The organism is Streptomyces clavuligerus, from assembly GCF_005519465.1.
GTDB classification, from domain to species: Bacteria; Actinomycetota; Actinomycetes; order Streptomycetales; family Streptomycetaceae; genus Streptomyces; species Streptomyces clavuligerus.
Genome location: NZ_CP027858.1, coordinates 1,603,637 through 1,628,328 on the forward strand (window position 1 = coordinate 1,603,637; position 24,692 = coordinate 1,628,328).

Genomic DNA, 24,692 nt, shown 5'->3' on the forward strand with positions numbered 1-24,692 from the left:
GCGGTCGTACCTCTTTCTGCTGCTCTCGCGGGGCTCAGTCGTCTTCGCTGTCGCCGAAGTCGGGGCGGACGCCCCGGGCGGCCATGACCTCGTCGTTGGAGGTTCCGGCGGCGACCATCGGCCAGACCATGGCGTCCTCGTGGACGATGAAGTCGATCACGACGGGACGGTCGTTGATCGCGTTGGCCTCGGCGATGACCTTGTCCAGGTCCTCCGGGGACTCACAGCGCAGCGCGTAGCAGCCCATGGCCTCCGACAGCTTGACGAAGTCGGGGACGCGGGTGCCGGAGCCGGGGCCCTTGCCCGCGTCGCCGGGGCCGGAGTGCAGCACGGTGTTGGAGTACCGCTGGTTGTAGAAGAGGGTCTGCCACTGCCGGACCATACCCAGGGCGCCGTTGTTGATGATGGCGACCTTGATCGGGATGTTGTTGAGGGCGCAGGTGGTCAGTTCCTGATTGGTCATCTGGAAGCAGCCGTCGCCGTCGATGGCCCAGACGGTGCGGTCGGGGGCTCCGGCCTTGGCGCCCATGGCGGCGGGGACCGCGTACCCCATGGTCCCGGCGCCGCCGGAGTTCAGCCAGGTGGCGGGGGTCTCGTACTCGATGAAGTGGGCGGCCCACATCTGGTGCTGGCCCACTCCGGCGGAGTAGATGGTGCCCTCGGGGGCGAGCCGGCCGATCCGCTGGATGACCTGCTGCGGGGAGAGCGTGCCGTTCTCCGGCTGCTCGTAGCCGAGGGGGTAGGTCTCGCGCCAGCGGTTGAGGTCGGTCCACCACAGGCCGTAGTCCCCGATGCGGCCCTCGCTGTGCTCGGCCTGGACGGCCTGGACCAGGTCGGCGATGACCTCGCGGGCGTCCCCGACGATGGGGACGTCGGCGGCGCGGTTCTTGCCGATCTCGGCCGGGTCGATGTCGGCGTGGACGATCTTGGCGTGGGGGGCGAAGCTGTCCAGCTTGCCGGTGACGCGGTCGTCGAAGCGGGCGCCGAGGGCGACGATCAGATCGGCCTTCTGGAGCGCGGTGACGGCGGTGACGGAGCCGTGCATACCGGGCATGCCGACATGCTGCGGGTGGCTGTCGGGGAAGGCGCCCAGGGCCATCAGGGTGGTGGTGACCGGGGCTCCGGTCAGCTCCGCGAGCACCTTCAGCTCGGCGGTGGCACGGGCCTTGATGACGCCGCCGCCGACATAGAGGACGGGGCGCTTGGCCTGGACGATCAGCTTCGCGGCCTCGCGGATCTGCTTGGCGTGCGGCTTGGTGACGGGGCGGTAGCCGGGCAGGTCGAGGACGGGCGGCCAGCTGAAGGTGGTCCGCGCCTGGAGCGCGTCCTTCGCGATGTCGACGAGGACCGGGCCCGGGCGGCCGGTGGCGGCGATGTGGAACGCCTCGGCGATGGTCCTGGGGATGTCCTCGGCCTTGGTGACCAGGAAGTTGTGCTTGGTGATCGGCATGGTGATGCCGACGATGTCCGCCTCCTGGAAGGCGTCCGTGCCGATCGCCTTGGAGGCGACCTGGCCGGTGATCGCGACGATCGGGACCGAGTCCATGTGGGCGTCGGCGATCGGTGTGACCAGGTTGGTCGCGCCGGGGCCCGAGGTGGCCATGCAGACGCCGACCTTCCCGGTGGCCTGGGCGTAGCCGGTGGCCGCGTGGCCCGCGCCCTGCTCGTGCCGGACCAGGATGTGGCGCACCCGGGTGGAGTCCATCATCGGGTCGTAGGCCGGGAGGATCGCGCCGCCGGGGATGCCGAAGACCGTGTCGGCGCCCACTTCCTCAAGAGAACGGATGAGCGACTGCGCGCCCGTGACGTGCTCGACGGCGGGAACGGTGGGGTGTCCTCCGGTACGGGCCCGCGGCTGCGGATGGTGGGCCCCGGTGGCCTGCTCGGTCATCGGCATTCTCTTCTCACACTGAGGGCTGAAGCTGAGGGTGAAGCTGGTGGCTGTGCTGTGGGGTGCTGTGGGGTGCTGTGGGTACTGACGTCTGTGGTGGTGCCGGTGGTGCTGCGGGGGTACTGATGGTGCTTACTGGGTCTTTTCACCGGATTTCTCGCACGTGTCGGCGCTTGCCCGGGGGTGCCGGTGCAACAAAAAACCCCCCGTGCCGTGAGGCAAGCGAGGGGAGCGCGTCGGAGTGGGACAGCGGGGGCCTGGATCAGGTCCCCGCTCAGCCGACGCGCTTGCCAAGTACGAGAATTCCGGTGCGCATGGCTCCGACCCTCCCCCTGACGCAAGGTCCCTGTCAAGTGGGTGGGATACGGGTCTCACTATTTGGTCCACTGGGGGTGCTCGACCCGCCAGCGGTGGGCGATCGGGACGGCGAGTCCGCCGGGCACCGCGAAGTCGTCCCGGACCAGGGCCCGGCGGAGTCGGTACTCGTCCAGGAGCCCGGCGAAGGCCATGCCCTGGCCATGGGTGCAGCCCATGGCGCGCAGCGCGATGATCTGCTCCGGGGCGTCCACCCCGTCGGCGACGGACTGGAGACCGAGATCACAGGCGATCCTGAGCAGCCCGCTGGTGATCTTGTGCAGCCGGGCCGACTCGACGATCCCCTCGACCAGCTCACGGTCGAGCTTCAGCATGTCCACCGGGAGCCGGCGCAGCGCGGTGAAGGCGGCGTGGCCGCTGCCGAAGCCGTCGAGGGCGACCCGGACCCCGAGCCTGCGCAGCCCCACCAGCCGCTGTTCCAGCTCGTCGAACGGGATGCGCGGGTCGTACTCGGACAGCTCGACGATCAGCGCGCCGGAGGCCAGCCCGTACCGGTTGAGCAGCGCCTCCACCGTGGTGAGCGGCATGGAGCGGTCGAGGAGACGGCGGGCGGGGATACGGACGGAGACGGGGACGCGATGGCCGAGCCGGTCCCGCTCGGCCGCCTGTTCCACGGCCTCCTCCAGCAGCCAGCGGCCCAGCTCGGCGGTGCGGTCGGTGTCGCCGGAGACCCGCAGGAACTCGGCCGGGGTGAAGAGGATGCCCTGGGCCGAGCGCCAGCGCGCCTGGGCGGTGATCGCCTCGATCCGGCCGGTGGTGAGACTGACCACGGGCTGGTGCAGCAGCGCGAACTCGCCCTCGTGCAGGGCGCTGCGCAGCCGGGCCGCCAGCTCGGTGCGGCGGACCACCTCGGCCTGCATCTGGGGCGCGTACAGCTCCACCCGGTCCTTGCCGCCCGCCTTGGCGCGGTACATCGCCAGATCGGCGTTGCGCATGAGGACGCTGGGGGCGATGCCCTTCTCGGCGAAGGCGACCCCGATGGAGGCGGCGACCCGGACGTCCTGGCCGTCGATGCGGTACGGCTGGGAGAGGGTGAGCCGCAGCCGCTCGGCGATCTCCACCACCTGGCTCTCCCGGGACGCCTGGTCGCGGATGCCGTCGCCGAGGATGAGGGCGGCGAACTCGTCCCCGCCGAGCCGGGCGGCGGTGTCGCCGGAGCGCACCGAGTCGCCGAGCCGCTGGGCGGCCTGGATCAGCAGCTCGTCCCCGGCCTGGTGGCCCAGGCGGTCGTTGACGCCCTTGAAGCCGTCGAGGTCGATGAAGAGCACGGCGGTGCCCGGGTCCCCCGCCCGGCGGCCGGTGAGGGCCTGGCCGACCCGCTCGGTGAACAGCGCGCGGTTGGGCAGATCCGTGAGCGGGTCGTGCTCGGCGCTGTGCTGGAGCTGGGCCTGGAGCCGGACCCGCTCGGTGACATCGCGGCTGTTGAAGATCAGCCCGCCCTGGTGGCGGTTGACGGTGGACTCCACATTGAGCCAGTCGCCCCGCCCCGACCGGAAGCGGCACTCGACCCGGGCGGTGGGCTCGGACGAGGAGGACGAGGCCAGGAATCTGCGGACCTCGTGCAGGACCCGGCCGAGGTCGTCGGGGTGGATCAGGGAGGAGAGCGGGGTGCCGATCATGTCCTCGGCGTCCCGGCCGTAGACCCCGCTGGCGGCCGGGCTCACATAGCGCAGCGTCCCGCCGGGCGCGGCGATCATGATCACATCGCTGGAGCCCTGCACCAGGGAGCGGAAGTGGTTCTCCTTCTGGGCCAGCTCCTGGGTGAGCGCGATGTTGTCCAGGAGCATGATCCCCTGGCGGACGACGAGGGCGAGCACGACCCCGCAGCCGGTGAGGACGACGACCCGGTCGACGGCGCGGCCCTGGACGACGTTGTAGAGAATCCCGAGCGTGCAGACCGCCGCGGCGAGGTACGGGGTGAGCGCGGCCAGTGAGCCCCCGACCGGGCGGGTGGGGCGGGCCCCGCGCACCGGCCCGGCGAGCTCGGCGGAGCGGCGCGCGCCCCACGGCGCGTACGCCAGCAGCAGCGACCCGGCGAACCAGCCCGCGTCCAGGAGCTGCCCCGAGCGGTAGCTCTCCCGCAGCAGCGGCGAGGTGAAGAGCGCGTCGCACAGCACGGTCAGCGCGAGCGCGCCGATGGCCGTGTTGACGGCGGAGCGATTGGCGGCGGAGCGCCGGAAGTGCAGTGCCAGGACCATGCTGACCAGCACGATGTCCAGCAGCGGATAGGCAAGTGAGAGGGCGGCGGGAGCCACGCTCTCCCCCTGGACACGGGTGGTGTGGGCGAGCGCGAGGCTCCAGGAGAGGGTCAGCAGCGAGCCGCCGATCAGCCAGGCGTCCAGGGCGAGGCAGACCCAGCCGGCCCGGGTCACGGGGCGCTTGGCGAGGACGAGCAGCCCGATGATCGCGGGCGGGGCGAAGCAGAGGAAGAAGAGATCCGCGAGGGACAGCCCCGGCACCCTGCGGTCGAGGACGACCTCGTACCAGCCCCAGACGGCGTTCCCCGCGCTGGCCATGGCCGAGGAGAGCGCGAAGAGCAGCCAGGCGGGCCGGTGGCGGGGCGGGCTGCTACGGGCGTAGAGGAAACAGGAGATCGAGGCGACCAGCGCACCGATGCTGAGGCCGAAGTCTCCCATGATCACGGCGAGTTCGCGGGAGCCCCAGCCGACGGCCGCGCCGACCGCGTAGGCCGAGCAGATCAGGGCGAGCACCAGTTGGGCGAGGAGTCCGGTGGCGCTGGGGACCGGTCCCCGGGCCAGCAGCGCCCCGGGCGCGCTCACCGCCCCGCTCCCCACGGACGCGGGGGCTCCGCCGTGGCGCGCGGACGCTCGCCGGCGCACCCGGCCGTGCGGACCGCGGCCGTGCGGGCGTCGGCCGCCGGGTCGGCACCGGCCGGGCGGGCCGTGGTCGCGTGTGCCGTGGTCGTGTGCGCGGCGCGGGTCACCGCCGCATATGCCGGTGTGGCGCTTGGCCGATCCGCCGTGGCCCCGGGGGCCGACGGTCGTCGCCGACATCCCCACCAGGTCGGATCTTTGGTCCCTCGGCCGTACATCACCCGTCGCCCCCCTCGAAAATCTGATCGGCAGTCAGGTCGTGTTCCGCGCCGCCTCAAACCCCGGCGCGGCCCCCAGGTCGGGACGATACACCAGGACCGTCACTCAGGGACATAGCTCCTCTACTCTCAGTGACTGCCCTGTGCCGCGACGGCACACGGAGCGATCGGATGACTTCGCAGAGTTTTCGGATGTGACGACATTGGGGCGAGGTGCCGCTCATGTGCCACCGTCATGGCGTCTGGGTCCCCCGGGGTCCCGGAGGCTGGAGTCATTCGGTGGTGAGTACGACATGGTCGGGTGAATCGCCCGCCGCGAGCCGCTGCAACTGGGCCGCCAGGAGTCTCTTGGCCCTCGGGAGGAACGCCGAAGTGGAGCCGCCGACATGGGGACTGATCAGCACTCCAGGGGCGTGCCACAGCGGGTGACCGGAAGGCAGCGGTTCGGGGTCGGTGACATCGAGCGCCGCAGTGATCCGGCCACGGTTCACCTCGGCGAGCAGCGCGGCGGTGTCCACCACGGCACCCCGTGCCACATTGACCAGAAGGGCCCCGTCCTTCATCCGGGCCAGGAATCCGGCGTCGACCAGCCCCCTCGTCCCGTCGGTCAGCGGGGTCGAAAGGATCACGATGTCGGCTTCCGGGAGCAGAGAGGGCATTTCACTCAGCGCGCGCACCTCCCCGTGCGCCGTGGTGCGGGCGGAGCGCGCGACGCGCACAACCCGCGCACACTCGAACGGAGCCAGTCGTTCCGCGATGGCCCCGCCGATCGCCCCGTACCCCACGATCAGCACCGACTTGTCGGCGAGCGCGGGGTAGAAACCTGCGTGCCACTCCTCCGCGTCCTGGCCCCGGACGAAGCGCGGCAGCCCGCGCAGGGAGGCGAGGACGAGCGCGATCGCCAGTTCGGCCGTCGAAGCCTCATGCACCCCTCGGGCGTTGCAGAGGCGTACGCCGGAGTGCAGCCCTCCGATCGCCGCTTCGACACTGTCCGTGCCTGCGGAGAGTGTCTGTACCACCCGCAGGGAGCGCATCCGGGAGAGCGGACGGATCACCGTCTCCACCCTTTCGAGGTACGGGACGGTGTAGAAGACACAGTCCTCGGGATCGGCCGGGTACTCCGGCTCGCCGTCCCAGAGCCGGTAGGTGAAGCCGGAATCGGCGGGCGAGGGCAGCCCCGGGATCTCGTCGGCCGGGAACGGGAGCCATATGTCTGTCGTCATGACCACGAGGCTAGGGCCTGCGGTCGAAGCCGCGGCGGAGGCGGGCGTCCAGGGCCGGGCCGTGCGGAGAGGGGTGCTCCGCATTGGTTAGTTTGGTGGGCGGCCAAGGGAGGGGTACGGGCAGTTGGAGCGCAGGACACTCGGTGCGTCGGCTCTGGAGGTGGGCGCGGTCGGGCTCGGCTGTATGCCGATGAGCTGGGCGTACACCGGCTCCCAGCAACGCGGGGAACGCTCGGTGCGCACGGTTCACGCGGCGCTGGACGCGGGCACCACCCTGCTGGACACCGCCGACATGTACGGGCCGTTCACCAATGAACTGCTCATCGGGCGGGTGCTGCGGGAGCGGCGGCGCGACGCGTTCGTGTCGACCAAGGTCGGGCTGCTCGTCGGCGACGGGCATGTGGTCGCCAACGGCCGCCCCGGCTATGTCCGCCGGGCGTGCGACGCCTCGCTGCGGCGGCTCCAGACCGATGTGATCGACCTCTATCAACTGCACCGCGCCGACCCCGAGGTACCGGTGGAGGAGACCTGGGGCGCCATGGCGGAGCTGGTGGGCGCCGGGAAGGTACGGGCGCTCGGGGTGTGCGCGATGGGCGCGCGCCCGGCGGGGGCGCGCTCGGGAGGCGCGCGCCGGAGCGGCGTACGGGCGGCGCGGCAGGACGGGACGTGGACGCCACGGCGCCTCCGGGCGGGCGGCGGCGGCCGTCCGGGTGAAACCGTTGATCTGTACGAGGGAACGATCCGGCAACTGGACCGGCTCCAGCAGGTGTTCCCCGTGAGCGCGGTGCAGGCGGAGCTGTCGGTGTGGTCCGCGCGGGCGCTGGAGCGGCTGCTGCCGTGGTGCGAGGCGCGCGGCGTGGGATTTCTGGCGGGGATGCCGCTGGGCAGCGGGTTCCTCACGGGGACGCTGACCCCGGGGCAGGGTTTCGAACCGGACGACATCCGGGCGCGGCACCCCCGGTTCACCGCCGAGATGATGGCGGCGAACCAGCCGCTGGTGGCGGGGTTGCGGCGGATCGCCGGGCGGCACGGCCCGCAGTGGACCCCGGCGCAGGTGGCGCTCGCGTGGGTGCTGGGGCGCGGCCGGAACGTGGTCGCGGTGCCGGGGGCCAAACGGGTGGAGTGGGCGGTGGAGAACGCGGCGGCGGCGCGGCTGGGGCTCTCACCGCGTGATGTGTGGGAGATCGAGGGGCTGCCGGAGGCCCGGGGCTCCTGGGACTGAGGGCGCCGGAGCCACGGGAACAGGAACCCCAGGGGAAACGGGAACCTCAGAGGGTCGCGCGGAGTAGGAGGAGTAGCGCGAACGGGGACCGCCCCGGCGGCCCACGGGCCGAGCGCCACGGGCCGCAGGCCACGGGCCACGGGCTGCGGGCCACGGGCTGCGGGCTGCGGGCTGCGGGCTGCGGGCTGCGGGCTGCGGGCCGGGAACGACGACCGACCACCGGCGACGGCCGGGAAAGGACCGGGACGATGCGACGACTTGGCGGGACGGCCGCACTGGCCGCGCTGGTGACGCTGCTGGCCACGGGGTGCTCGCCGAACGGCGGCGACGGGCCCCCGGGCCCGGCGCGGGCCGCCCCCTCCTCCGGCGGGCCGTCGGCGTCCGGGGTCCCCGCGAAGGGCTCGGTCACGGTCGCGGCCACGCTCACCGAGGGGCTGGCCTCGCCGTGGGGCGTGGCCGTCCTGCCCGACGGGGACCTGCTGGTGTCCTCGCGCGACGAGGGCACGGTCACCCGGGTCTCCGCGAAGGACGGCAAGCAGACCGAGGTCGGCACGGTCCCGGGCGTCTCCCCCGGGGGCGAGGGCGGTCTGCTGGGGCTCGCCCTCTCCCCCGACTTCGCCTCGGACCACCGGCTCTACGCCTACTTCACCACCTCGTCGGACAACCGTGTGGCCCGGCTGCGCTACGACGCGAGCAAGCCCGCGGGCCGCCGGCTCGGCGCCCCCGACGTCGTTCTGCGGGGCATCCCCAAGGGCAGCGTCCACAACGGCGGGCGGATCGCCTTCGGCCCCGACCGGATGCTGTACGCGGGCACGGGCGAGGCGGGCGAGACCGGGCTCTCCCAGGACCCGGAGTCGCTGGGCGGCAAGATCCTGCGGATCACCCCGGAGGGGCGCCCCGCGCCGGACAACCCGGACCCGTCCTCCCCCGTCTACTCCCTGGGGCACCGCAATGTGCAGGGCCTGGCCTGGGACGCCGAAGGCAGGCTCTGGGCCGCGGAGTTCGGGCAGAAGACCTGGGACGAACTGAATCTGATCGAGCCGGGGAAGAACTACGGCTGGCCGGAGGCCGAGGGCAGGGGCGGCGGCTCCCGCTTCGTGGACCCGGTGGCCCAGTGGCGGACGGACGAGGCGTCACCGAGCGGGATCGCCCACGCCCGCGGGTCGATCTGGATGGCCGGGCTCGGGGGTGAACGGCTCTGGCGGATTCCCCTCGCCGGTGCGGAACCTTCCGCGGAACCCCAGGCGTTCCTGGAGGAGAAGTACGGACGGCTGCGCACGGTGGTGGCCGCGGGCGGCTCCACGCTCTGGCTGCTGACGAGCGAGACCGACGGACGGGGAACGCCCGGGGCGGGTGACGACCGGGTGCTCCGGCTGACGGTGAGCTAGCCGGGGCGCCCCGGCGGACGGCGGGCCGGGCCGGTGTCCCGTGCGGCGGGGGCCGTCCGGGCGGGGCGGGTGGCCGCGCAGGCGGCGAACGGGCGGGACGAGCGGGCAGGACAGGGCGGGCGACAGGGGGTTGGGCCGATGTTCCAGACATTCGACGAGTTCTTCGTCCCGGGCACCAGACATCTCACGGAGGAGCGCAACCGGCTGGAGCTGACCCGGGAGGACGCCGGGACGGGTGACCCGTGCCGGGGCCCCGTCGACCTCGGCTCGGGCCTGGTCCTCGTCCGCCGCGCGGAGGAGCCGCACGAGGGCCCGCCGGAGCCCGAGGACACCGAGGGCACCGGAATACCCGGGCCCTGATCCCCCGTCCGCCGACCCCCGGCTCCCGGGACCAGGGCCGGTCGGGCGGGCTGCCGACGCCCGGGACCGGCGCTTTGGGGCCTAAGTCGTGTCGTCAAAATCCCGTCTGCGTCGCGACGCCTTGCACGCACATCTGCTGCGTTGTCGTCGGTCGCCGATGGCCCCCTGGGCCTGGCGGCCCGGGAGGGACCCCCACCGCATGGACTCCCTCCTCCGCCTTGCATCTGCACGCACCATGCGCCGCACCGCCCGTCCTCCGGACGGACGAAGCTATTTTGACGACACTCCCTAGCCCTCCGGGGCCGGGGGGAAGAGGCGCAGCCGATGGGCGAGGGCGGCTGCCTCGCCGCGCCCGGAGACGCCCAGTTTGGCAAGGATGTTCGAGACATGGACGCTGGCGGTCTTCGGTGAGATGGAGAGCGTCTGCGCGATCTGGCGGTTGCTGCGGCCCGCCGAGACCAGCCGGAGGACGTCCTCCTCGCGCGGGGTGAGCCCCAGACCGGGGCCCGGCTCGGGCGCGGCGGCGGGCCCGTGGGGGCCGTCCGGGCCGGACGCGGAGGCGGGGAGCGCGAGCCGGGCGCCGCGGGCGGTCAGCGCGATCTCCTCGGTGAGGGGCCGGTCGCCCACCCGGCGGGCCGTGTCGGCGGCGGAGCGCAGCAGTTCGCGGGCGTGTGAGCGGTCCGACGGCAGCAGCGCCCGGGCCCAGCGGGTGCGGACCATGGCCCGCTCCCGGGGGAAGCCCACGGTCTCGAAGGCGGCGTCCGCCTCGGCCCAGTCGGCGGCGGTGTCCTCGCCCGAGGCCCGGCGCAGTTCGGCGCGGACCCAGCGTTCATGGGCCCGCCAGACCGGGAGCGCCGCGGCGAGCGGGCGCATGGTGCGGCCGATGAGGTCCAGGGCCCCGGCCCGGCCGGGCTCGGCGGCGGGCAGCGCCCGGGTGTCGGCCTCCAGCGAGGCGGCGGCCCGGACCAGCGGCCAGGCGTAGCGGAGGGTGCAGGCCGACAGACCGGCCCGTACGGCACGGGCGAAGATCTCCCGGGCCTCGTCGATCCGGCCCTCGGCCGCCGCGACCCCGAGGGCGATGCAGGCCAGCGGAAGGATGTTCTGGGGCATGGCGTTGTGGGCGCCGAAGTGGCCGTGGGCGGCCTCCAGTCGGCGGCCCGCGGCGGCGGTGTCGCCGCGGGCCAGGTCCACCAGGCCGAGTTGGAGGGAGGCGTAGCCGCGGGGCCGGGGGCTGAGGGCCTTGCGCAGGGCGTCCTCGGCGGCGGTGACGGCGTCGTCCCAGCGGCCGAGGGAGTAGTGGGACTCGGCGAGGTTGCCGAGAATCCACGCCTCGGAGTCCAGCAGGCCGTAGTGGTGCATCAGCTCGATGCCCTCGGCCATCAGGTCCACGGCCTCCTGGGAGCGGCCGAGTCCTTCGAGCACGGCGGGGAGGTTCACATGGACGCGTCCGATGAGGGCGGGCAGTCCGAGGCGGACGACGCGTTCCCGGACGGCGTACATCTCGGCGAGGCCGCCGGTGACGTCGCCGGAGTCGGTCAGCAGGACACCGAGGACGAAGCGGGCCTTGAGCTCGATCTCCTCCTCGCCGACCATCCGGGCGTAGGCGACGGCGCGTTCGGCGGTCTCCACGCTGTCGGGGCCGGGGGTGTGCAGCCGCTGCCAGCCGACCACCTCCGCCAGGACCTCGGCGTGGACGGCGGACGGCGGCAGGCCGCGCACCAGGTTCTGGGCCTCGGCGAGTTCGGTCCAGCCGTCGCCCCGGCCGAGGGCCGGGACCAGCCGGGAGCTCTCCACGGCGAACCAGGCCGCGCGCAGCGGGTCGCCCTCGGCCGCGGCCATCCGCTGCCCCCGTCTGGTGATCTTGAGCGCGCGCTCCCGCTCGCTGCTGAGGCGGCCCGCGACGGCGGCCTCCGCCATGAGATCGAGGAAGCGCAGCGGCTGGGCGGGGTCCCCGCAGGCCGGGTAGACCTCGGCGTAGTCGAGGGGGCGCAGCTCCGCGCGGATGTCGTCGGGGACGGCGTCCCACAGCTCCATGGCCCGTTCCAGGAGGCTCAGCTGTTCGGCGTAGGCGTGCCGGAGCCGGGCCTCGACGGAGGCGCGCAGAACGGCGGGGAGCGCCTTGGCGGGGGCCTGCGCGTGGTACCAGTAGCTGGCGAGCCGGGTGGCCCGTTCGTCCTCCCGGACAAGCAGGGGGTCGTCCTCCAGCGCCTGCGCGTAGCGGCGGTTGATCCGGGAGCGCTCGCCGGGCAGCAGGTCGTCGGCGACGGCCTCCCGGGCCAGCGAGTGCCGGAAGCGGTAGCCGTCGCCGTCCGGGGTGGCGAGCAGGAGGTGGGCGCCGACGGCGGAGCGCAGCGCCTCGATGAGGTCGTCCTCGGGGAGCCGGGCGACGGCGCGCAGCAGTCCGTACTCGACGGTGGAGCCGCCCTCGGCGACGGTCCTGGCGACGCGCTGGGCGTCGTCGGAGAGGGCTTCGACCCGGACGAGGAGGATGTCGCGGAGGGAGTCGGGCAGGCCGTGGGGGCTGCCGCCGTCGGCGATGCTGCGGGCCAGTTCCTCGACGAAGAAGGCGTTGCCGTCGGAGCGTTCGAAGACGCGGTCCACGAGGGTGGCGCCGGGTTCACCGGCGAGGATGCCAGTGAGCTGGCGGTGGACCTCACCGCGGGTGAAGCGGGTCAGCTCGATGCGCTGGACGGTGCGCATCCGGTCGAGTTCGGCGAGGAAGGGCCGCAGCGGGTGGCGGCGGTGGACGTCGTCGGAGCGGTAGGTGGCGACGAGGACGAGCCGTCCCCGGCGCAGGGTGCGGAAGAGATAGGCGAGGAGCTGACGGGTGGAGGCGTCCGCCCAGTGCAGATCCTCCAGGACGAGGACGACGGTGCGTTCGGCGGCGATCCGCTCCAGCAGCCGGGCGGTCAGTTCGAAGAGGCGGGCCCGGTCCTCCTCGCCGCGCCCGGGGCTCTCGCCGCGGGGACGCCGTCCCCGTTCGGGCAGGAGCCGGGCGAGTTCGTCCTCCTGTCCGGCGGCGGCGGAGGCCAGTTCCCCGGGCAGGGCGCGGTCGAGGGCGCGCAGGGCGCCCGCGAAAGGGGCGAAGGGCAGTCCGTCCGCGCCGATCTCCAGACAGCCGCCGACCGCGACGACGGCGCCGCGGCGCCGGGCCTCGGCGAGTGTCTCCTCGACGAGCCGGGTCTTGCCGACGCCCGCCTCGCCGCCGATGAGCAGTGCCTGCGGCTCGCCCGGGCCGCGGGTGCCCGCTCGGGCGAGCGCGCCGGTGAGCGTGGACAGCTCACCGGCGCGGCCGACGAATACCGGACTGACGGACCTGGTCTCCACGGTGCCGAGCATCGCACAGCGGTCCGCCGTGCTGATCCGGGGGCTCCGTACCAGCTCAAGAGCCATCTGGTCAGGCGGCGGGCGCGTAGTGCCCGGGGTCCTCGGGCACGGGGTCGCCGGTATCGCCGGCGCCCTCCCGGCGGGCCTGGCGCACCCACCGGGCGAGCCGGTGGGCCTCGGCCTCCTGGATCAGGTCGGCGTGGCGGTCCTGGTGCGGCTGGCGGCGGTGACCGGACATCGGTTTCTCCCCTGGGTGTCGGGACGGAGCGGTGTGCTGCCGTGCTCGTCCACTCTGGCCGCCCAGGGGGGTGCGGCACATCGGGAGAGTTCCGCATGTGCACCGGGGCAGGGTCCTTAGGCGCGCCCGCGCGGGGCGGCCGGTGCGCCCCTCACGGCCTAAGACACCTCAGACGCCTCGGACCTCCTCGGTCATCTCAGCTGTCTCAGCCGTCTCGGATGTTTCGGATGTCTCGGACGGGCAGGGTCAGGAGCCCGCTTCGGGGAGGGCCAGGAAGAGATCGAAGTACATGCCCGTGGCCAGGAAGACGCCGATGCCGCCGAGGACGGCCCCGCCGGTCGCGCAGGCGCGGACCCAGCCCGGCTTGCCGGGGCGGGTGAGGACGGCGATGCCGACGATGAGGGCGATCAGCGCGAAGATGCCGTTGACGAGGGCGGTGGTGTGCCAGGCGTCGCCGTAGATGGCGGAGATCTGGGTGGCGGCCGAGCCGCCCTGGGCGGTCTCGATCTGGCCCAGCAGGGTCTGGCGTTCGGCGGCGATCCGGCCGACCCAACTGCCGCTGAGCCCGACGACGGCGAGCCCGGCGGCGACCACCGCGGCGGCGGCGGAGAGCACCCCGGAGGAGACAGGGGCCTCCTCCTCGGTCTCCCCCTCGGTCTCCCCGTCGCCCTGGTCCTCGCCCTGATCGTCGGTTCCGTCCTCGGTCCCGTCCTCGGCCTCCGCCTCGGCACCGTTCCCGGCCCCGGGCCCGCCGTCCTCGTGCGCCGCGGCCTCAGGGCCCGCCGCCCCCGTGTCCTCGGCCGGGGCGGCCGTCCGTGTGCCCGCGGCCTCCGGGGCCGGGTCCGTTCCGGCGCCGTCCGGCATGCCGTCGTTCTTCTCGGTCTTCGTCAGGTCCATGGTGCGCACGCTAGGCGGCCCGTCTGAGAGCGGGCTGAGAACCCGGCCCGGGAGCGGCCCAGGACCGGGGCCGGTGCGTGCCGGAGGGCGGCGCGCGTCAGGAGGCGGACGCGCGCGCCTGTCGCCACTCGGGGGCCAGGACCGACCAGATCTCCAGGTCGGTCCGCTTCCCCCGGTGGAGGTCGCCGTCGCGGAGCACACCGTCGCACCGCATGCCGAGCCGTTCGGCGGTCCGGAGGCTCGGCGCGTTCTCGGCGGAGGCGACCCACTCGACCCGGTGGATGCCGCGGACGTCGACGGCCCAGTCGATCAGCAGCCGCAGGGCCCGGGTCACCAGCCCCTGGCCGACGGCGGCGGGCTCCAGCCAGCAGCCCACCTCGCAGGTGCCCTGCCCGGCGTCGAAGAGCCGGAACAGCACCCCGCCGACGAGGGTGCCCCCCTGCCAGATGCCGTAGATCCGGCCGCCGTCGGCGGCCTGCTTCTCCGCGTACCGCTCCAGGAAGGCCCGCGACTCCTCGACGGTGCGGTTGACGTCCGGGAGCGGGACATGGCGGCCGATGTGCTCACGGCCCCGCTCGATGTGGGCGAAGAACTCCTCGGCCTGCCAGGGCTCCAGGGGACGCAGCTCCGCGCCGGTTCCGTCGGCGTCCGACCCCAGGGGTATCGCAAACATGGTGCTCTTTCCTTCTCGCGCTGTCTCGCGCCGCTCGCTTCCCGCCTGCTCGTGCCACGGGTGCGCGGCACGTCGATCAGGGCGCGGTCCGGACCTGGTCCTCCCGGCCCTCGCACTCCTCACGGCCCCCGCGTTCGGCGTGGTCCGTACGCCCCATGTGATCCACGCGATCTGTGTGACCTGTGTGATCTATGTGGTCAGTGCATCCTGTGTGATGTGTGTGGTCACCGGTGCGCTGTTCCACGATCTTCGCATGCCCGCCGTCCGAGGGCGGCTCAATCGTGATGCGGGGCAGCAGCCGGTCCACCCGGCGCGGCAGCCACCAGTTGGCGCCGCCGAGCAGATGCATCAGGGCCGGGACCAGCAGGGTGCGCAGGACAAAGGCGTCGAGGGCGACGGCGGCGGCCAGCGCGATGCCGAACATGGCGATGATCCGGTCGCCGGTGAGGACGAAGGCGAGAAAGACCGAGATCATGATGACCGCGGCGGAGTTGATCACCCGTCCGGTCTCGGCGAGCCCGACCCGTACCGCCCTGCGGTTGTCCCCCGTCGCCAGCCACTCCTCGTACATCCGGCCCACCAGGAAGACCTGGTAGTCCATGGAGAGGCCGAAGAGCACCGAGACCATGATGACCGGCAGGAAGGGCTCGATCGGCCCCGCGGCGCCCAGCCCCATCAGCTCGCTGCCCCAGCCCCACTGGAAGATCGCGACCACGACGCCGAAGGCACCGGCGACGGCGGCGATGTTCATGGCGGCGGCCTTGAGGGGTATCGCGAAGGAGCGGAAGGCGAGCAGCAGCAGCAGAGAGCCGAGCCCGATCACCACCCCGACGAACGGCGGCAGCTTGCCGATGATCAGGGCGGCGAAGTCGTCGTAACCGGCGGTCACGCCGCCCACGTACACCCGCAGCCCGGTGCCGTCGGCCGCGGCGGGCAGCACGGTCCGCCGCAGCCGGTCCACGAGTTCGCTGGTCTCCTCCGACTGCGGCGAGGAGTCCGGGACGACGCTGAGCAGGGCCGTGTCACCGGCGGCGTTGACCACGACGGGGCCGGTGGACGCGACGCCCCGGGCACCGTCGAGGACGGCGGGCAGCCGGTCCATGGCGCGGCGCTCGGCGGGCCCGTCGATCCGGGCGACCAGGGTCAGCGGGCCGTTGACCCCGGGGCCGAAGCCGCCCGCCGCCCCGGCGCCGTCCGGCGCGGAGCCGCCGTGGGCCAGCAGGTCGTAGGCGGCGCGGGTGGTGGAGCCCGCCGGGTGGTTGCCCTGGTCGGAGGTGCCGAGCCGGAGCGAGAGCGCGGGCAGCGCGAGCACCGCGACCAGTACGGTCGCGACCGCCCCCAGCAGCCGGGGTCGCCGCTCCACCAGCCGGGCCCAGCGGGCGGCCAGCCCCGGGACGGGCTCGGCCAGGGGCCCGTGCTCCGCGAGCGCCCGCCGTTCGCGCCCGCTGAGCGCGCGCGTTCCGATGAACGAGAGCAGCGCGGGCAGCAGGGTGACGGAGGCGGCGACGGTGAGGACGACCGTGAGCGAGGCGGAGATCGCCACCCCGTCGAGGAAGTCGAGCCGCAGCACCAGCATGCCGAGGAGGGCGATGCAGACGGTGGCCCCGGCGAAGACGACGGCCCGGCCGGTGGTGACGACGGCCTCGCGGGCGGCGTCGGCGACGGGGAGCCCGGCGCGCAGCCCGCGGCGGTGCCGGGTGACGATGAAGAGGGCGTAGTCGATGCCCACGCCGAGACCGATGAGAACGCCGAGCATCGGGGCGAAGTCGGCGACGGTCATGGTGTGGCCGAGCAGGACGGTCCCCGCGTAGGCGGTGCCGACGGAGATCACCGCGGTGATGAGCGGGAGCAGGCTGGCGGCGAGCGAGCCGAAGGCGAGGAAGAGGACGACGGCGGCCACGGCGACGCCGACCGCTTCGGCCGTGAAGCCGCCGGGGGTCTGCATCCGCCCGGCGGCGGGCCCGCCCACCTCGACCCGGATCTGTTCGGTCGCCGCCGCGCGGGCGGTGTCGACGACCGCGTCGATCCGTTCCGCGGGGAGGTCGGCCGCGCGCCGCTCATAGGTGACGGTGGCGTAGGCGGTCCGTCCGTCGGGGCTGATCCGCTCGCCGCCGCCGGGGCCGGGGCCGTACGGGCCGCTCACGGACGCCACCTCGGGGAGGCGGCCGACCGCTTCGAGCATCCGGGTCATCGGCTCACGCACCCCGGGGGCGCCGACCGTGCCCCGTTCGGTGTGCCAGACGACGGTGTCGCTGTCGCCGTCCAGCCCGGGGAAGCCCTCCGACAGCAGGGCGGCGGCCCGGCCGGACTCGGTGCCGGGGACGTCGTAGTCGTTGGAGTAAGCGGTCTTGGCGACTCCCGCCGCGAGGGCGGTACCCGCGCAGACGGCCAGCCAGAGCAGGACGACGACGAGTCGGTGGGTGACGCACCACCGGGCGAGGGCTGCCAACGGACCTGCTCCCTGGGTACCTTGTAGATCTTCGAACGGGCATGGCCCGGAAGAACATATGACTGACCGAGGAGAACTCTGTCAGTGAAAAGAGATCATTTGCCCCTTGAGCCGCTTTTCGTGGGATTGATCACATGCGGGAGGGTGTGCGGGGGATACGGGCCCAGGGCCGGCGGACCCCGCCGGAGCGGGGCAACGGCCCTTCGGGGCACGGACGTTGTCCGTGCCGGCTGGCACGATGGGCGGCATGGAGACGACAGGGAACGACCAGCAGATTCCCGCGCCCGGCGCCGCCGCGGCGTTCGCTCTGACGCTGCACGACACCCCCGGAGCCCATATCGGCCGCGCCCCGGTGCCCGTTCTCGCGCATGAGCCGGGGGCCTCGCTGCGGGAGCGCCGGGAGTCCTTCCGGGAGGTGTACGGGGCGATCGTCGCCCGGATCGGCGAGCCCACGCTGTACGGGGGTTCGGCGCACGGGCCCAGCGTCCGCTGGCGGGACGCCCACCGGACCGTGCTGCTCGCCGGGGACCGCGCCGGGGCCCGGCTCTCCGTCCACGGGACGGAGGCGCTGGAGGCGGACGAGCTGAGGGTCTTCGCCTGGGGCGGGGCCTGGTCGGCGGAGGAGCCGCACGACTTCGACCTGCTGCCGTACATCTGGCAGCTCGACCGCGGCGGGCCCGGTGAGCGCCCGGCCGAGCGCACCGCCGGGCGGATGGCGTCCTCGCTGGAGCACTTCGGGCACGCGCTGGAGCTGATGCTCACCGCCTGGGTGGAGCAGCTTCCGGCGCAGGTGGGCACGGACTGGGCCGGGTTCGCGCTGACCAGCGGGGCCGACCGGGGCCGCGAGGTGCAGCTCTCCTACGCCCTCGCGGACGGGCTGCATGTCGGGGTCGACGACCGGGACGGCGAGGACACCCCGGAGCGCGCCGCGCTGATGCGGGCCCGCGGCTGGCACTCCCGCGACCGGGGCTGGTGGCAGACGGAGTTCCCGCACCCCGAGCGCCCCGAGACGGCTCGGGCGGCCCGGCTCGCCCTGACGGAGCTGCGCGCCCGGGGCACCACCGACCCCAAGGAGCTGCGTGCCCGGGACGCGAGCTGCAAGGACCGGGGCGAACTGCTTCTGCCGGGCCTGGGCATACGCAACTGACCGCCCGCGGCGGGCGGACAGAGGGCAGGGGCGGCATCCCGGCCCGGCACACATCCGGGACGCGGACACAGCCTGTGCGGAGCCGTGTCGGCGAACAGTCCGGCGCTGCTGTGGGACACGGGCGGAGCGCACACGTGGGTACCGGGGACACGGCCCACGCGTCCCGGATGTGCCGGGCGCCGTGTCAGGACCGGCCCGGGGACCGCCTGCGGCGCGGGCAAGGCGTGCCCGCGCGGGAGGGCGGAATCCCCCGGCGCCGCAGCGCGCACACCCGGGGCCCGGGCGCGCACCTTGGGCCGGGCGCGGGACACGCCCCCGAGGCACACGGAGACACACCCGGGGGCGACCGCGCCGATGTGGTGCGATCGCCCCCGGGAGGTGCGCGGCGGAAGGGCTCAGCCCTCCGTCACACCCAGCTTCTCCAGGATCAGTTCCTTGACGCGGGCCGCGTCGGCCTGACCCCGGGTGGCCTTCATGACCGCGCCGACCAGCGCGCCCACGGCCGCCACCTTGCCACCGCGGATCTTCTCCGCGACGGCCGCGTTCTGCGCGATGGCCTCGTCCACGGCGGTGCCGAGCGCGCCGTCGTCCGAGACGACCTTCAGTCCGCGCCGCTCGACCACGGCGTCCGGCTCGCCCTCGCCCGCGAGGACACCCTCGATGACCTGACGGGCCAGCTTGTCGTTGAGGTCGCCGGAGGAGACCAGCTCGGCCACCCGGGCGACCTGCGCCGGGGTGATGGGCAGCTCCTCCAGGGCGCGGCCGGACTCATTGGCGTTGCGCGCCAGCTCGCCCGTCCACCACTTGCGGGCCGCCTCGGCCGGGGCGCCCGCCTCGGTCGTGGCGACGATCAGATCGACCGCGCCCGCGTTGAGGATGGACTGCATGTCCTGCTCGGAGACGCCCCACTCCTCACGGAGCCGGTTGCGGCGCACCCGGGGCAGCTCCGGCAGGCCCGCCCGCAGCTCCTCGACCCACGCGCGGGCGGGGGCCACCGGCACCAGGTCCGGCTCCGGGAAGTACCGGTAGTCCTCGGCGTTGTCCTTGATCCGGCCGGAGGTGGTGGAGCCGTCGTCCTCGTGGAAGTGACGGGTCTCCTGGACGATCGTCCCGCCGGACTCCAGCACCGCGGCGTGCCGCTGGATCTCGAACCGGGCGGCCCGCTCGACCGAGCGCAGCGAGTTGACGTTCTTGGTCTCGCTGCGGGTGCCGAACACCTCGCTGCCCTTGGGCATCAGCGAGAGGTTCACGTCGCAGCGCATCTGGCCCATCTCCATCCGGGCCTCGGAGACGCCCAGCGCCCGGATCAGCTCGCGCAGCTCCGCGACGTACGCCTTGGCGACCTCGGGAGCGCGCTCGCCCGCGCCGGTGATCGGCTTGGTGACGATCTCGATCAGCGGGATGCCCGCGCGGTTGTAGTCCAGCAGGGAGTGGGACGCGCCGTGGATACGGCCCGTGGCACCGCCGACGTGCGTCGACTTGCCGGTGTCCTCCTCCATGTGGGCGCGCTCGATCTCCACGCGGAAGATCTCGCCGTCCTCCAGCTGGACGTCCAGATAGCCGTTGAAGGCGATCGGCTCGTCGTACTGCGAGGTCTGGAAGTTCTTCGGCATGTCCGGATAGAAGTAGTTCTTCCGGGCGAAGCGGCACCACTCGGCGATCTCGCAGTTCAGCGCGAGGCCGATCGTGATGGCCGACTCCACGCCGGTCGCGTTGACGACCGGGAGGGAGCCGGGCAGACCCAGACAGGTCGGGCAGGTCTGCGTATTGGGCTCGGCACCCAGCTCGGTGGAGCAGCCGCAGAACATCTTGGTCCTGGTGCCGAGTTCGACATGGACCTCCAGGCCCATGACAGGGTCGTAGCCGGCGAGGGCCGCTTCGTACGACACCAGTTCAGTGACGGTCACGGTGAAACTTTCCCTCTCAGCCCAGCAGGACGTCGTCGTCGCCGAGGCGCTTGAGCTCGCGCACCAGCAGGGCGATACCCGTGACGATGGCGGCACCGGTGATCGCGGCGTCGATCAGCCGGAGCGTGTCGTGCTCGCTACGGGCGGCCTTGATCTGCTTGGCGACACCGAGCGCGCCGAACGCGGTGGTGCCGATCGACAGATAGGTACCGGCCTTGGACTTCTTGAAGCTCTTGGCCTTCGTCAGTGCACTCACAGGGACTGAGCCTCCTCCAGCAGCGGGTGCCCCCACCTTTCCACGAAGGCGGCCTCGACCGCGGCACCGACCGTGTACAGCCGGTCGTCCTGCATCGCGGGGGCGATGATCTGAAGTCCGACCGGGAGGTTGTCCTCCGGGGCCAGGCCGCACGGCAGGGACATCGCCGCGTTGCCCGCCAGGTTGGTCGGGATGGTGCACAGGTCCGCGAGGTACATCGCCATCGGGTCGTCGGCGCGCTCGCCGATCGGGAAGGCGGTGGTCGGGGTCGTCGGGGAGACGATCACGTCGACCTGCTCGAACGCCGCGTCGAAGTCCTGCTTGATCAGCGTGCGGACCTTCTGCGCGCTGCCGTAGTAGGCGTCGTAGTAGCCGGAGCTGAGGGCGTACGTGCCGAGGATGACCCGGCGCTTGACCTCGTCGCCGAAGCCCGCCTCACGGGTGAGCGCGGTGACCTCCTCGGCGGAGCGGCTGCCGTCGTCGCCGACCCGCAGGCCGTAGCGCATGGCGTCGAAGCGGGCCAGGTTCGAGGAGCACTCGGAGGGCGCGATCAGGTAGTACGCCGACAGGGCCAGGTCGAACGAGGGGCAGTCCAGCTCGACGATCTCGGCGCCCAGCTCCCGGAGCAGGGCGACGGACTCGTCGAAGCGCTGCATCACACCGGCCTGGTAGTGCTCGCCGCGGAACTGCTGGACGACACCGACGCGCATCCCCGCGACGCTGCCGTTGCGGGCGGCCTCGACCACCGGGGGGACCGGGGCGTCGACGGAGGTGGAGTCCAGCGGGTCGTGACCGGCGATGACCTCGTGCAGCAGGGCCGCGTCCAGGACCGTACGGGCACAGGGGCCGCCCTGGTCCAGGGAGGACGAGAAGGCGACCATGCCGTAGCGGGAGACCCCGCCGTAGGTGGGCTTGACGCCGACGGTGCCGGTGACGGCGGCGGGCTGGCGGATCGAGCCGCCGGTGTCCGTGCCGATCGCGAGCGGCGCCTCGTAGGCGGCCAGCGCGGCGCTGGAGCCGCCGCCGGAGCCGCCGGGGATCCGGGTCAGGTCCCAGGGGTTGCCGGTCGGGCCGAAGGCGCTGTTCTCGGTGGAGGACCCCATGGCGAACTCGTCCATGTTGGTCTTGCCGAGGATGACGACGTCCGCTTCCTTCAGCTTGCGCACCAGGGTGGCGTCGTACGGCGGAATCCAGCCTTCGAGGATCTTGGAGCCCACGGTGGTGGGCACGCCCTCGGTGGTGAAGATGTCCTTCAGCGCGAGCGGGACACCCGCGAGGGGGCCCAGCTTCCCGCCAGCGGCGCGCTTGGCGTCGACGGCGCGGGCCTGCGCGAGCGCGCCCTCACGGTCGACGTGGAGGAAGGCGTGGACCTTCTCGTCCACGGCCTCGATGCGTGCGAGGTGCGCCTCGGTGACCTCGACGGCGGTCAGATCGCCCGCGGCGATCCGGGCGGCGATCTCGGCCGCGGTGAGCTTGATGATGTCCGTCATGGTGATGATCAGTCCTCCCCGAGGATCTGCGGCACCTTGAAACGCTGCTGCTCCTGGGCGGGGGCTCCGGAGAGCGCCTGCTCGGGAGTGAGCGACGGACGGACCTCGTCCGCGCGCATGACATTGGTCAGCGGCAGCGGGTGGGAGGTCGGGGGCACGTCTTGGTCGGCGACCTCGGCGACGCGGGCGACCGCGCCGATGATGTCGTCGAGCTGACCGGCGAAGTGGTCGAGTTCATCGCCGGAGAGTTCCAGGCGTGCCAGCCGGGCGAGGTGGGCGACCTCCTCGCGCGTGATGCCAGGCATGCAGCGATCCTCAGGGGTGAGTGTGTGTGGTTTGGGGCCAATCCTATGGGGCAGGTGCCCCGGACCACGAAACGGTTCGCCCCGGCCCTCCCGGGACCTCCCCGCCGCTCCCCCCGGACGCGTTCCCGCGCCCCCTTCCCGACCCGCTCCCGCCGCTCCGCCCGAACGCGCCCGTCTGCCCGTTCCCGGCCGCTCTTGTCCGTGCCCGGCCGCTCCCGCCCGCCCTGCCGGTCGCGGTCAGGGCACCACTTGGCCGGAGGACTGGCCGGAGGGTGTGTCCGCCCCGGCGGCGGCGGGCGGCGGGGGGTGCGGAGGCGGCGGCGGGGCGGGGTCGGCCGGGCGGGTGCGGTGCCAGCCGCGCTCGCCCCGGGCCCGGAGCCAGGCCGTGGCCTCCTGCGGCGGCATCGCGGCGGCCACCAGCCAGCCCTGGACCGCGTCGCAGCCCAGGTCCCGCAGGCGCTCCCAGGTCTCGTCGTCCTCGACGCCCTCCGCGACCACGAGCAGCCCCAGCGAGTGGGCCAGGTCGACGGTGCAGCGGACGATCTCGGCGTCCTCGGTGTCCACGGCGAGGCGCGCCACGAAGGAGCGGTCGATCTTCAGCTCGCTCACCGGGAGCCGCCGCAGATGCACCAGGGAGGAGTAGCCGGTGCCGAAGTCGTCCAGGGACATCCGCACGCCGTGGTCGGTGAGCCCGGCGAGGGTGTCGGCGGCCCGCTGCGGGTCCTCCAGCAGGACGTGTTCGGTTATCTCCAGCTGGAGCGCGCCCGCCGGGACCCCGTGCCGGGCGAGCCGGGCGGCGACGGAACCGGCGAAGCCGGGGGTGTGGACGTCGCGCGGCGAGACATTGACGGCGACGGGGACCTTGAGCCCCTGGGCGCGCCACTTCGCGACCTGCGCCAGGGCCGTGTCGAGGACGTACTCGGTGAGGTGGGGCATCAGCCCCGAGGACTCGGCGATGGCGATGAACTCGTCCGGGGGCACCCGTCCCCGGTCCGGGTGGACCCAGCGGACCAGGGCTTCGAGCCCGGCCACATGGCCGTCGAAGCGGACCTTCGGCTGGTAGTGCAGCTCCACCTCGTGGGCGTCCAGCGCCCGGCGCAGATCGCCGAGGAGGCCGAGCCGGTCGGGGGTGTTGCTGTCCCGCTTGGACTCGTAGACCTCCACGCCGGTGCGGTCCCGCTTCGCCTGGTACATCGCCACGTCGGCGCGGCGCAGCAGCCCCTCCGCGTCGAGGGCGTGCTCCGGGAAGACGGCGACCCCGGCGCTGGCCTCCAGGACGAGGGTGAGCCCGTCGAGGTCGAGCGGTGAGGACAGCTCCCCGGCGAGCTGCCGGGCCACCCGCTGGGCGCTGGTGATGGAGTCGGCGGCGGGCAGCAGGACGGCGAACTCGTCGCCCCCGAGGCGCGCCGCCTCCGCGCCGCGCGGCAGGGCGTGCCGCAGCCGGTGGGCTATCTGCAACAGCAGCCGGTCGCCCGCGAGATGCCCGAGGGTGTCGTTGACGGAGCGGAAGCGGTCGAGGTCGATGAGGACGAGCGCGGAGCGGGTGCCGTTGCTCTCGGCCTCCTCCAGCGCGGCCCAGGTCCGCTCCAGCAGCCACTGCCGGTTGGGCAGCCCCGTCAGGGGGTCGCGGAGCTGTTCCTCGGCGCGGGCCCGGGCGATCCACAGGGTGGAGTCCAGGGCGATGAGCGGGACCGCGAACAGGGGCAGCAGCAGCGGCAGGGCGACGGCGACCACGCAGATCAGCGGGGCGATGCCGAGGAGCGCGACCGCGACAAGGCCCTGCCGCAGCAGGGCCGTACGCGCGATGGTGGGCAGGCCGCCGCCCTGCGGGGCGAGCGCATACCACAGGAGCAGCCGGCTCACCCCGAGATACGCCGCGGCGGCGAGCAGTACTTCGGGCGCGGCCCCGATGCCCCAGTCGAGTGGTTCCCAGGGGGTCTCGACGGTGGGCCGGACGCCGAACGCGTCGAGGACGAGCGCGGCGGCCCCGATGCCGAGGAGGTCGGCGGAGCCGTGCAGGACGCCATGCCTGCGGCGCTGTCTGCGGACGGTGCCGACGAGGGTGACGACGGCCAGCGAGACCAGTCCGGCGGGCACCCAGCCGTAGAGGAGGAGGACGGCGAGGGTGAGGGCGGCGCCGGAGCCCGTCCCGCCCCACCAGCGGTCGCGGCCGAGCGCGACCAGATGTCCCACGACGATCCCGGTGAGGATGGCGAAGCCCCAGCCCTCGGTGGAGCCGGGGAAGAGGGCGCGCTCGTCCCGCACCGCCCCGGCGATCCCGGTGACGAGGACGAGCACGGCCCCGGCGACGACGGCGGCGGGCAGCCCGGGTGTCATGCCAGCGAGACCCGCCAGGGCCGCGAATCCGCGCGGCCGTGGGACCGGGGCGGCGCTCTCGGTCGGTTCCATTCCCGTCCCTCTCACAGCCGGCGGTGCCGAGGCCTGGCGATGGTTCGTTTCGTCATGCCACCACGACTGAATTCCCACCACGC

At 73.4% G+C, this 24,692-nt stretch carries 16 protein-coding genes and 1 pseudogene; 4 read left to right on the forward strand and 13 right to left on the reverse strand.

The annotated features are described in order from the left end of the window. Positions 1 to 34: 34 nt before the first annotated feature. From CRV15_RS06390 to CRV15_RS06400, 3 genes and pseudogenes are all read right to left on the reverse strand, one after another. Positions 35 to 1,897, reverse strand: a complete 1,863-nt coding sequence (locus CRV15_RS06390; RefSeq protein WP_003961947.1) for an acetolactate synthase large subunit — start codon at positions 1,895 to 1,897, stop codon at positions 35 to 37. 343 nt (positions 1,898 to 2,240) lie between these two features. Then, positions 2,241 to 5,046 (reverse strand): annotated as a pseudogene (locus CRV15_RS06395) (putative bifunctional diguanylate cyclase/phosphodiesterase). Between the two features lie 544 nt (positions 5,047 to 5,590). Then, complete coding sequence (locus tag CRV15_RS06400; RefSeq protein WP_003957833.1) at positions 5,591 to 6,541, reverse strand: 2-hydroxyacid dehydrogenase; 951 nt, start codon at positions 6,539 to 6,541, stop codon at positions 5,591 to 5,593. A 124-nt stretch (positions 6,542 to 6,665) separates the two neighbouring features. Between CRV15_RS06400 and CRV15_RS06405 the strand changes: the two genes are divergently transcribed. The 3 genes from CRV15_RS06405 (at position 6,666) to CRV15_RS06415 (ending at position 9,511) form a co-directional block, all read left to right on the forward strand. Beyond that, positions 6,666 to 7,763 (forward strand): aldo/keto reductase, encoded by a 1,098-nt coding sequence (locus CRV15_RS06405; RefSeq protein WP_003961944.1) that lies wholly within the window; start codon positions 6,666 to 6,668, stop codon positions 7,761 to 7,763. Positions 7,764 to 8,011: 248 nt separating this feature from the next. Then, positions 8,012 to 9,151: a PQQ-dependent sugar dehydrogenase gene (locus CRV15_RS06410; RefSeq protein ID WP_003961943.1), complete on the forward strand. Its 1,140-nt coding sequence runs from the start codon at positions 8,012 to 8,014 to the stop codon at positions 9,149 to 9,151. 138 nt (positions 9,152 to 9,289) lie between these two features. Continuing rightward, positions 9,290 to 9,511, forward strand: coding sequence for a DUF6191 domain-containing protein (locus CRV15_RS06415; protein WP_009997623.1), 222 nt, complete (start codon positions 9,290 to 9,292; stop codon positions 9,509 to 9,511). A 288-nt stretch (positions 9,512 to 9,799) separates the two neighbouring features. Here CRV15_RS06415 and CRV15_RS06420 read toward each other — a convergent pair whose 3' ends face one another. From CRV15_RS06420 to CRV15_RS06435, 5 genes are all read right to left on the reverse strand, one after another. Beyond that, entirely contained in the window at positions 9,800 to 12,850 is a 3,051-nt protein-coding gene (locus CRV15_RS06420; protein WP_009997622.1) for a helix-turn-helix transcriptional regulator, read from the reverse strand. A 58-nt stretch (positions 12,851 to 12,908) separates the two neighbouring features. Beyond that, entirely contained in the window at positions 12,909 to 13,076 is a 168-nt protein-coding gene (locus CRV15_RS35850; RefSeq protein WP_009997621.1) for a hypothetical protein, read from the reverse strand. 246 nt (positions 13,077 to 13,322) lie between these two features. After that, positions 13,323 to 13,973: a hypothetical protein gene (locus CRV15_RS06425; RefSeq protein ID WP_003961939.1), complete on the reverse strand. Its 651-nt coding sequence runs from the start codon at positions 13,971 to 13,973 to the stop codon at positions 13,323 to 13,325. Between the two features lie 97 nt (positions 13,974 to 14,070). Further along, the gene (locus tag CRV15_RS06430; RefSeq protein WP_003961938.1) at positions 14,071 to 14,646 is read right to left on the reverse strand and encodes a GNAT family N-acetyltransferase; all 576 of its coding nucleotides are present in this window, start codon (positions 14,644 to 14,646) and stop codon (positions 14,071 to 14,073) included. Between the two features lie 76 nt (positions 14,647 to 14,722). Further along, positions 14,723 to 17,095 (reverse strand): MMPL family transporter, encoded by a 2,373-nt coding sequence (locus tag CRV15_RS06435; RefSeq protein ID WP_003961937.1) that lies wholly within the window; start codon positions 17,093 to 17,095, stop codon positions 14,723 to 14,725. A 247-nt stretch (positions 17,096 to 17,342) separates the two neighbouring features. On the opposite strand from CRV15_RS06435, the gene CRV15_RS06440 reads away from it, so the two are divergent. Then, on the forward strand, positions 17,343 to 18,242 hold the full coding sequence (locus CRV15_RS06440; protein ID WP_009997620.1) for a hypothetical protein: 900 nt from the start codon (positions 17,343 to 17,345) through the stop codon (positions 18,240 to 18,242). Between the two features lie 395 nt (positions 18,243 to 18,637). On the opposite strand, the gene gatB is transcribed toward CRV15_RS06440, so the two are convergent. The 5 genes from gatB to CRV15_RS06465 form a co-directional block, all read right to left on the reverse strand. Continuing rightward, a complete protein-coding gene (gene gatB, locus CRV15_RS06445) occupies positions 18,638 to 20,149 on the reverse strand; it encodes an Asp-tRNA(Asn)/Glu-tRNA(Gln) amidotransferase subunit GatB (RefSeq protein ID WP_003955857.1) in 1,512 nt (503 codons plus the stop codon). Between the two features lie 16 nt (positions 20,150 to 20,165). Beyond that, positions 20,166 to 20,405, reverse strand: coding sequence for a hypothetical protein (locus tag CRV15_RS06450; RefSeq protein WP_003961935.1), 240 nt, complete (start codon positions 20,403 to 20,405; stop codon positions 20,166 to 20,168). After that, a complete protein-coding gene (gene gatA / locus CRV15_RS06455; protein ID WP_003955855.1) occupies positions 20,402 to 21,895 on the reverse strand; it encodes an Asp-tRNA(Asn)/Glu-tRNA(Gln) amidotransferase subunit GatA in 1,494 nt (497 codons plus the stop codon). Before gatA ends, CRV15_RS06450 begins: the two co-directional genes overlap by 4 nt. A gap of 8 nt (positions 21,896 to 21,903) precedes the next feature. Then, positions 21,904 to 22,200 (reverse strand): Asp-tRNA(Asn)/Glu-tRNA(Gln) amidotransferase subunit GatC, encoded by a 297-nt coding sequence (gene gatC / locus CRV15_RS06460; protein WP_003955854.1) that lies wholly within the window; start codon positions 22,198 to 22,200, stop codon positions 21,904 to 21,906. Positions 22,201 to 22,437: 237 nt separating this feature from the next. Then, positions 22,438 to 24,609 (reverse strand): putative bifunctional diguanylate cyclase/phosphodiesterase, encoded by a 2,172-nt coding sequence (locus CRV15_RS06465; RefSeq protein ID WP_003961934.1) that lies wholly within the window; start codon positions 24,607 to 24,609, stop codon positions 22,438 to 22,440. Positions 24,610 to 24,692: the final 83 nt, after the last annotated feature.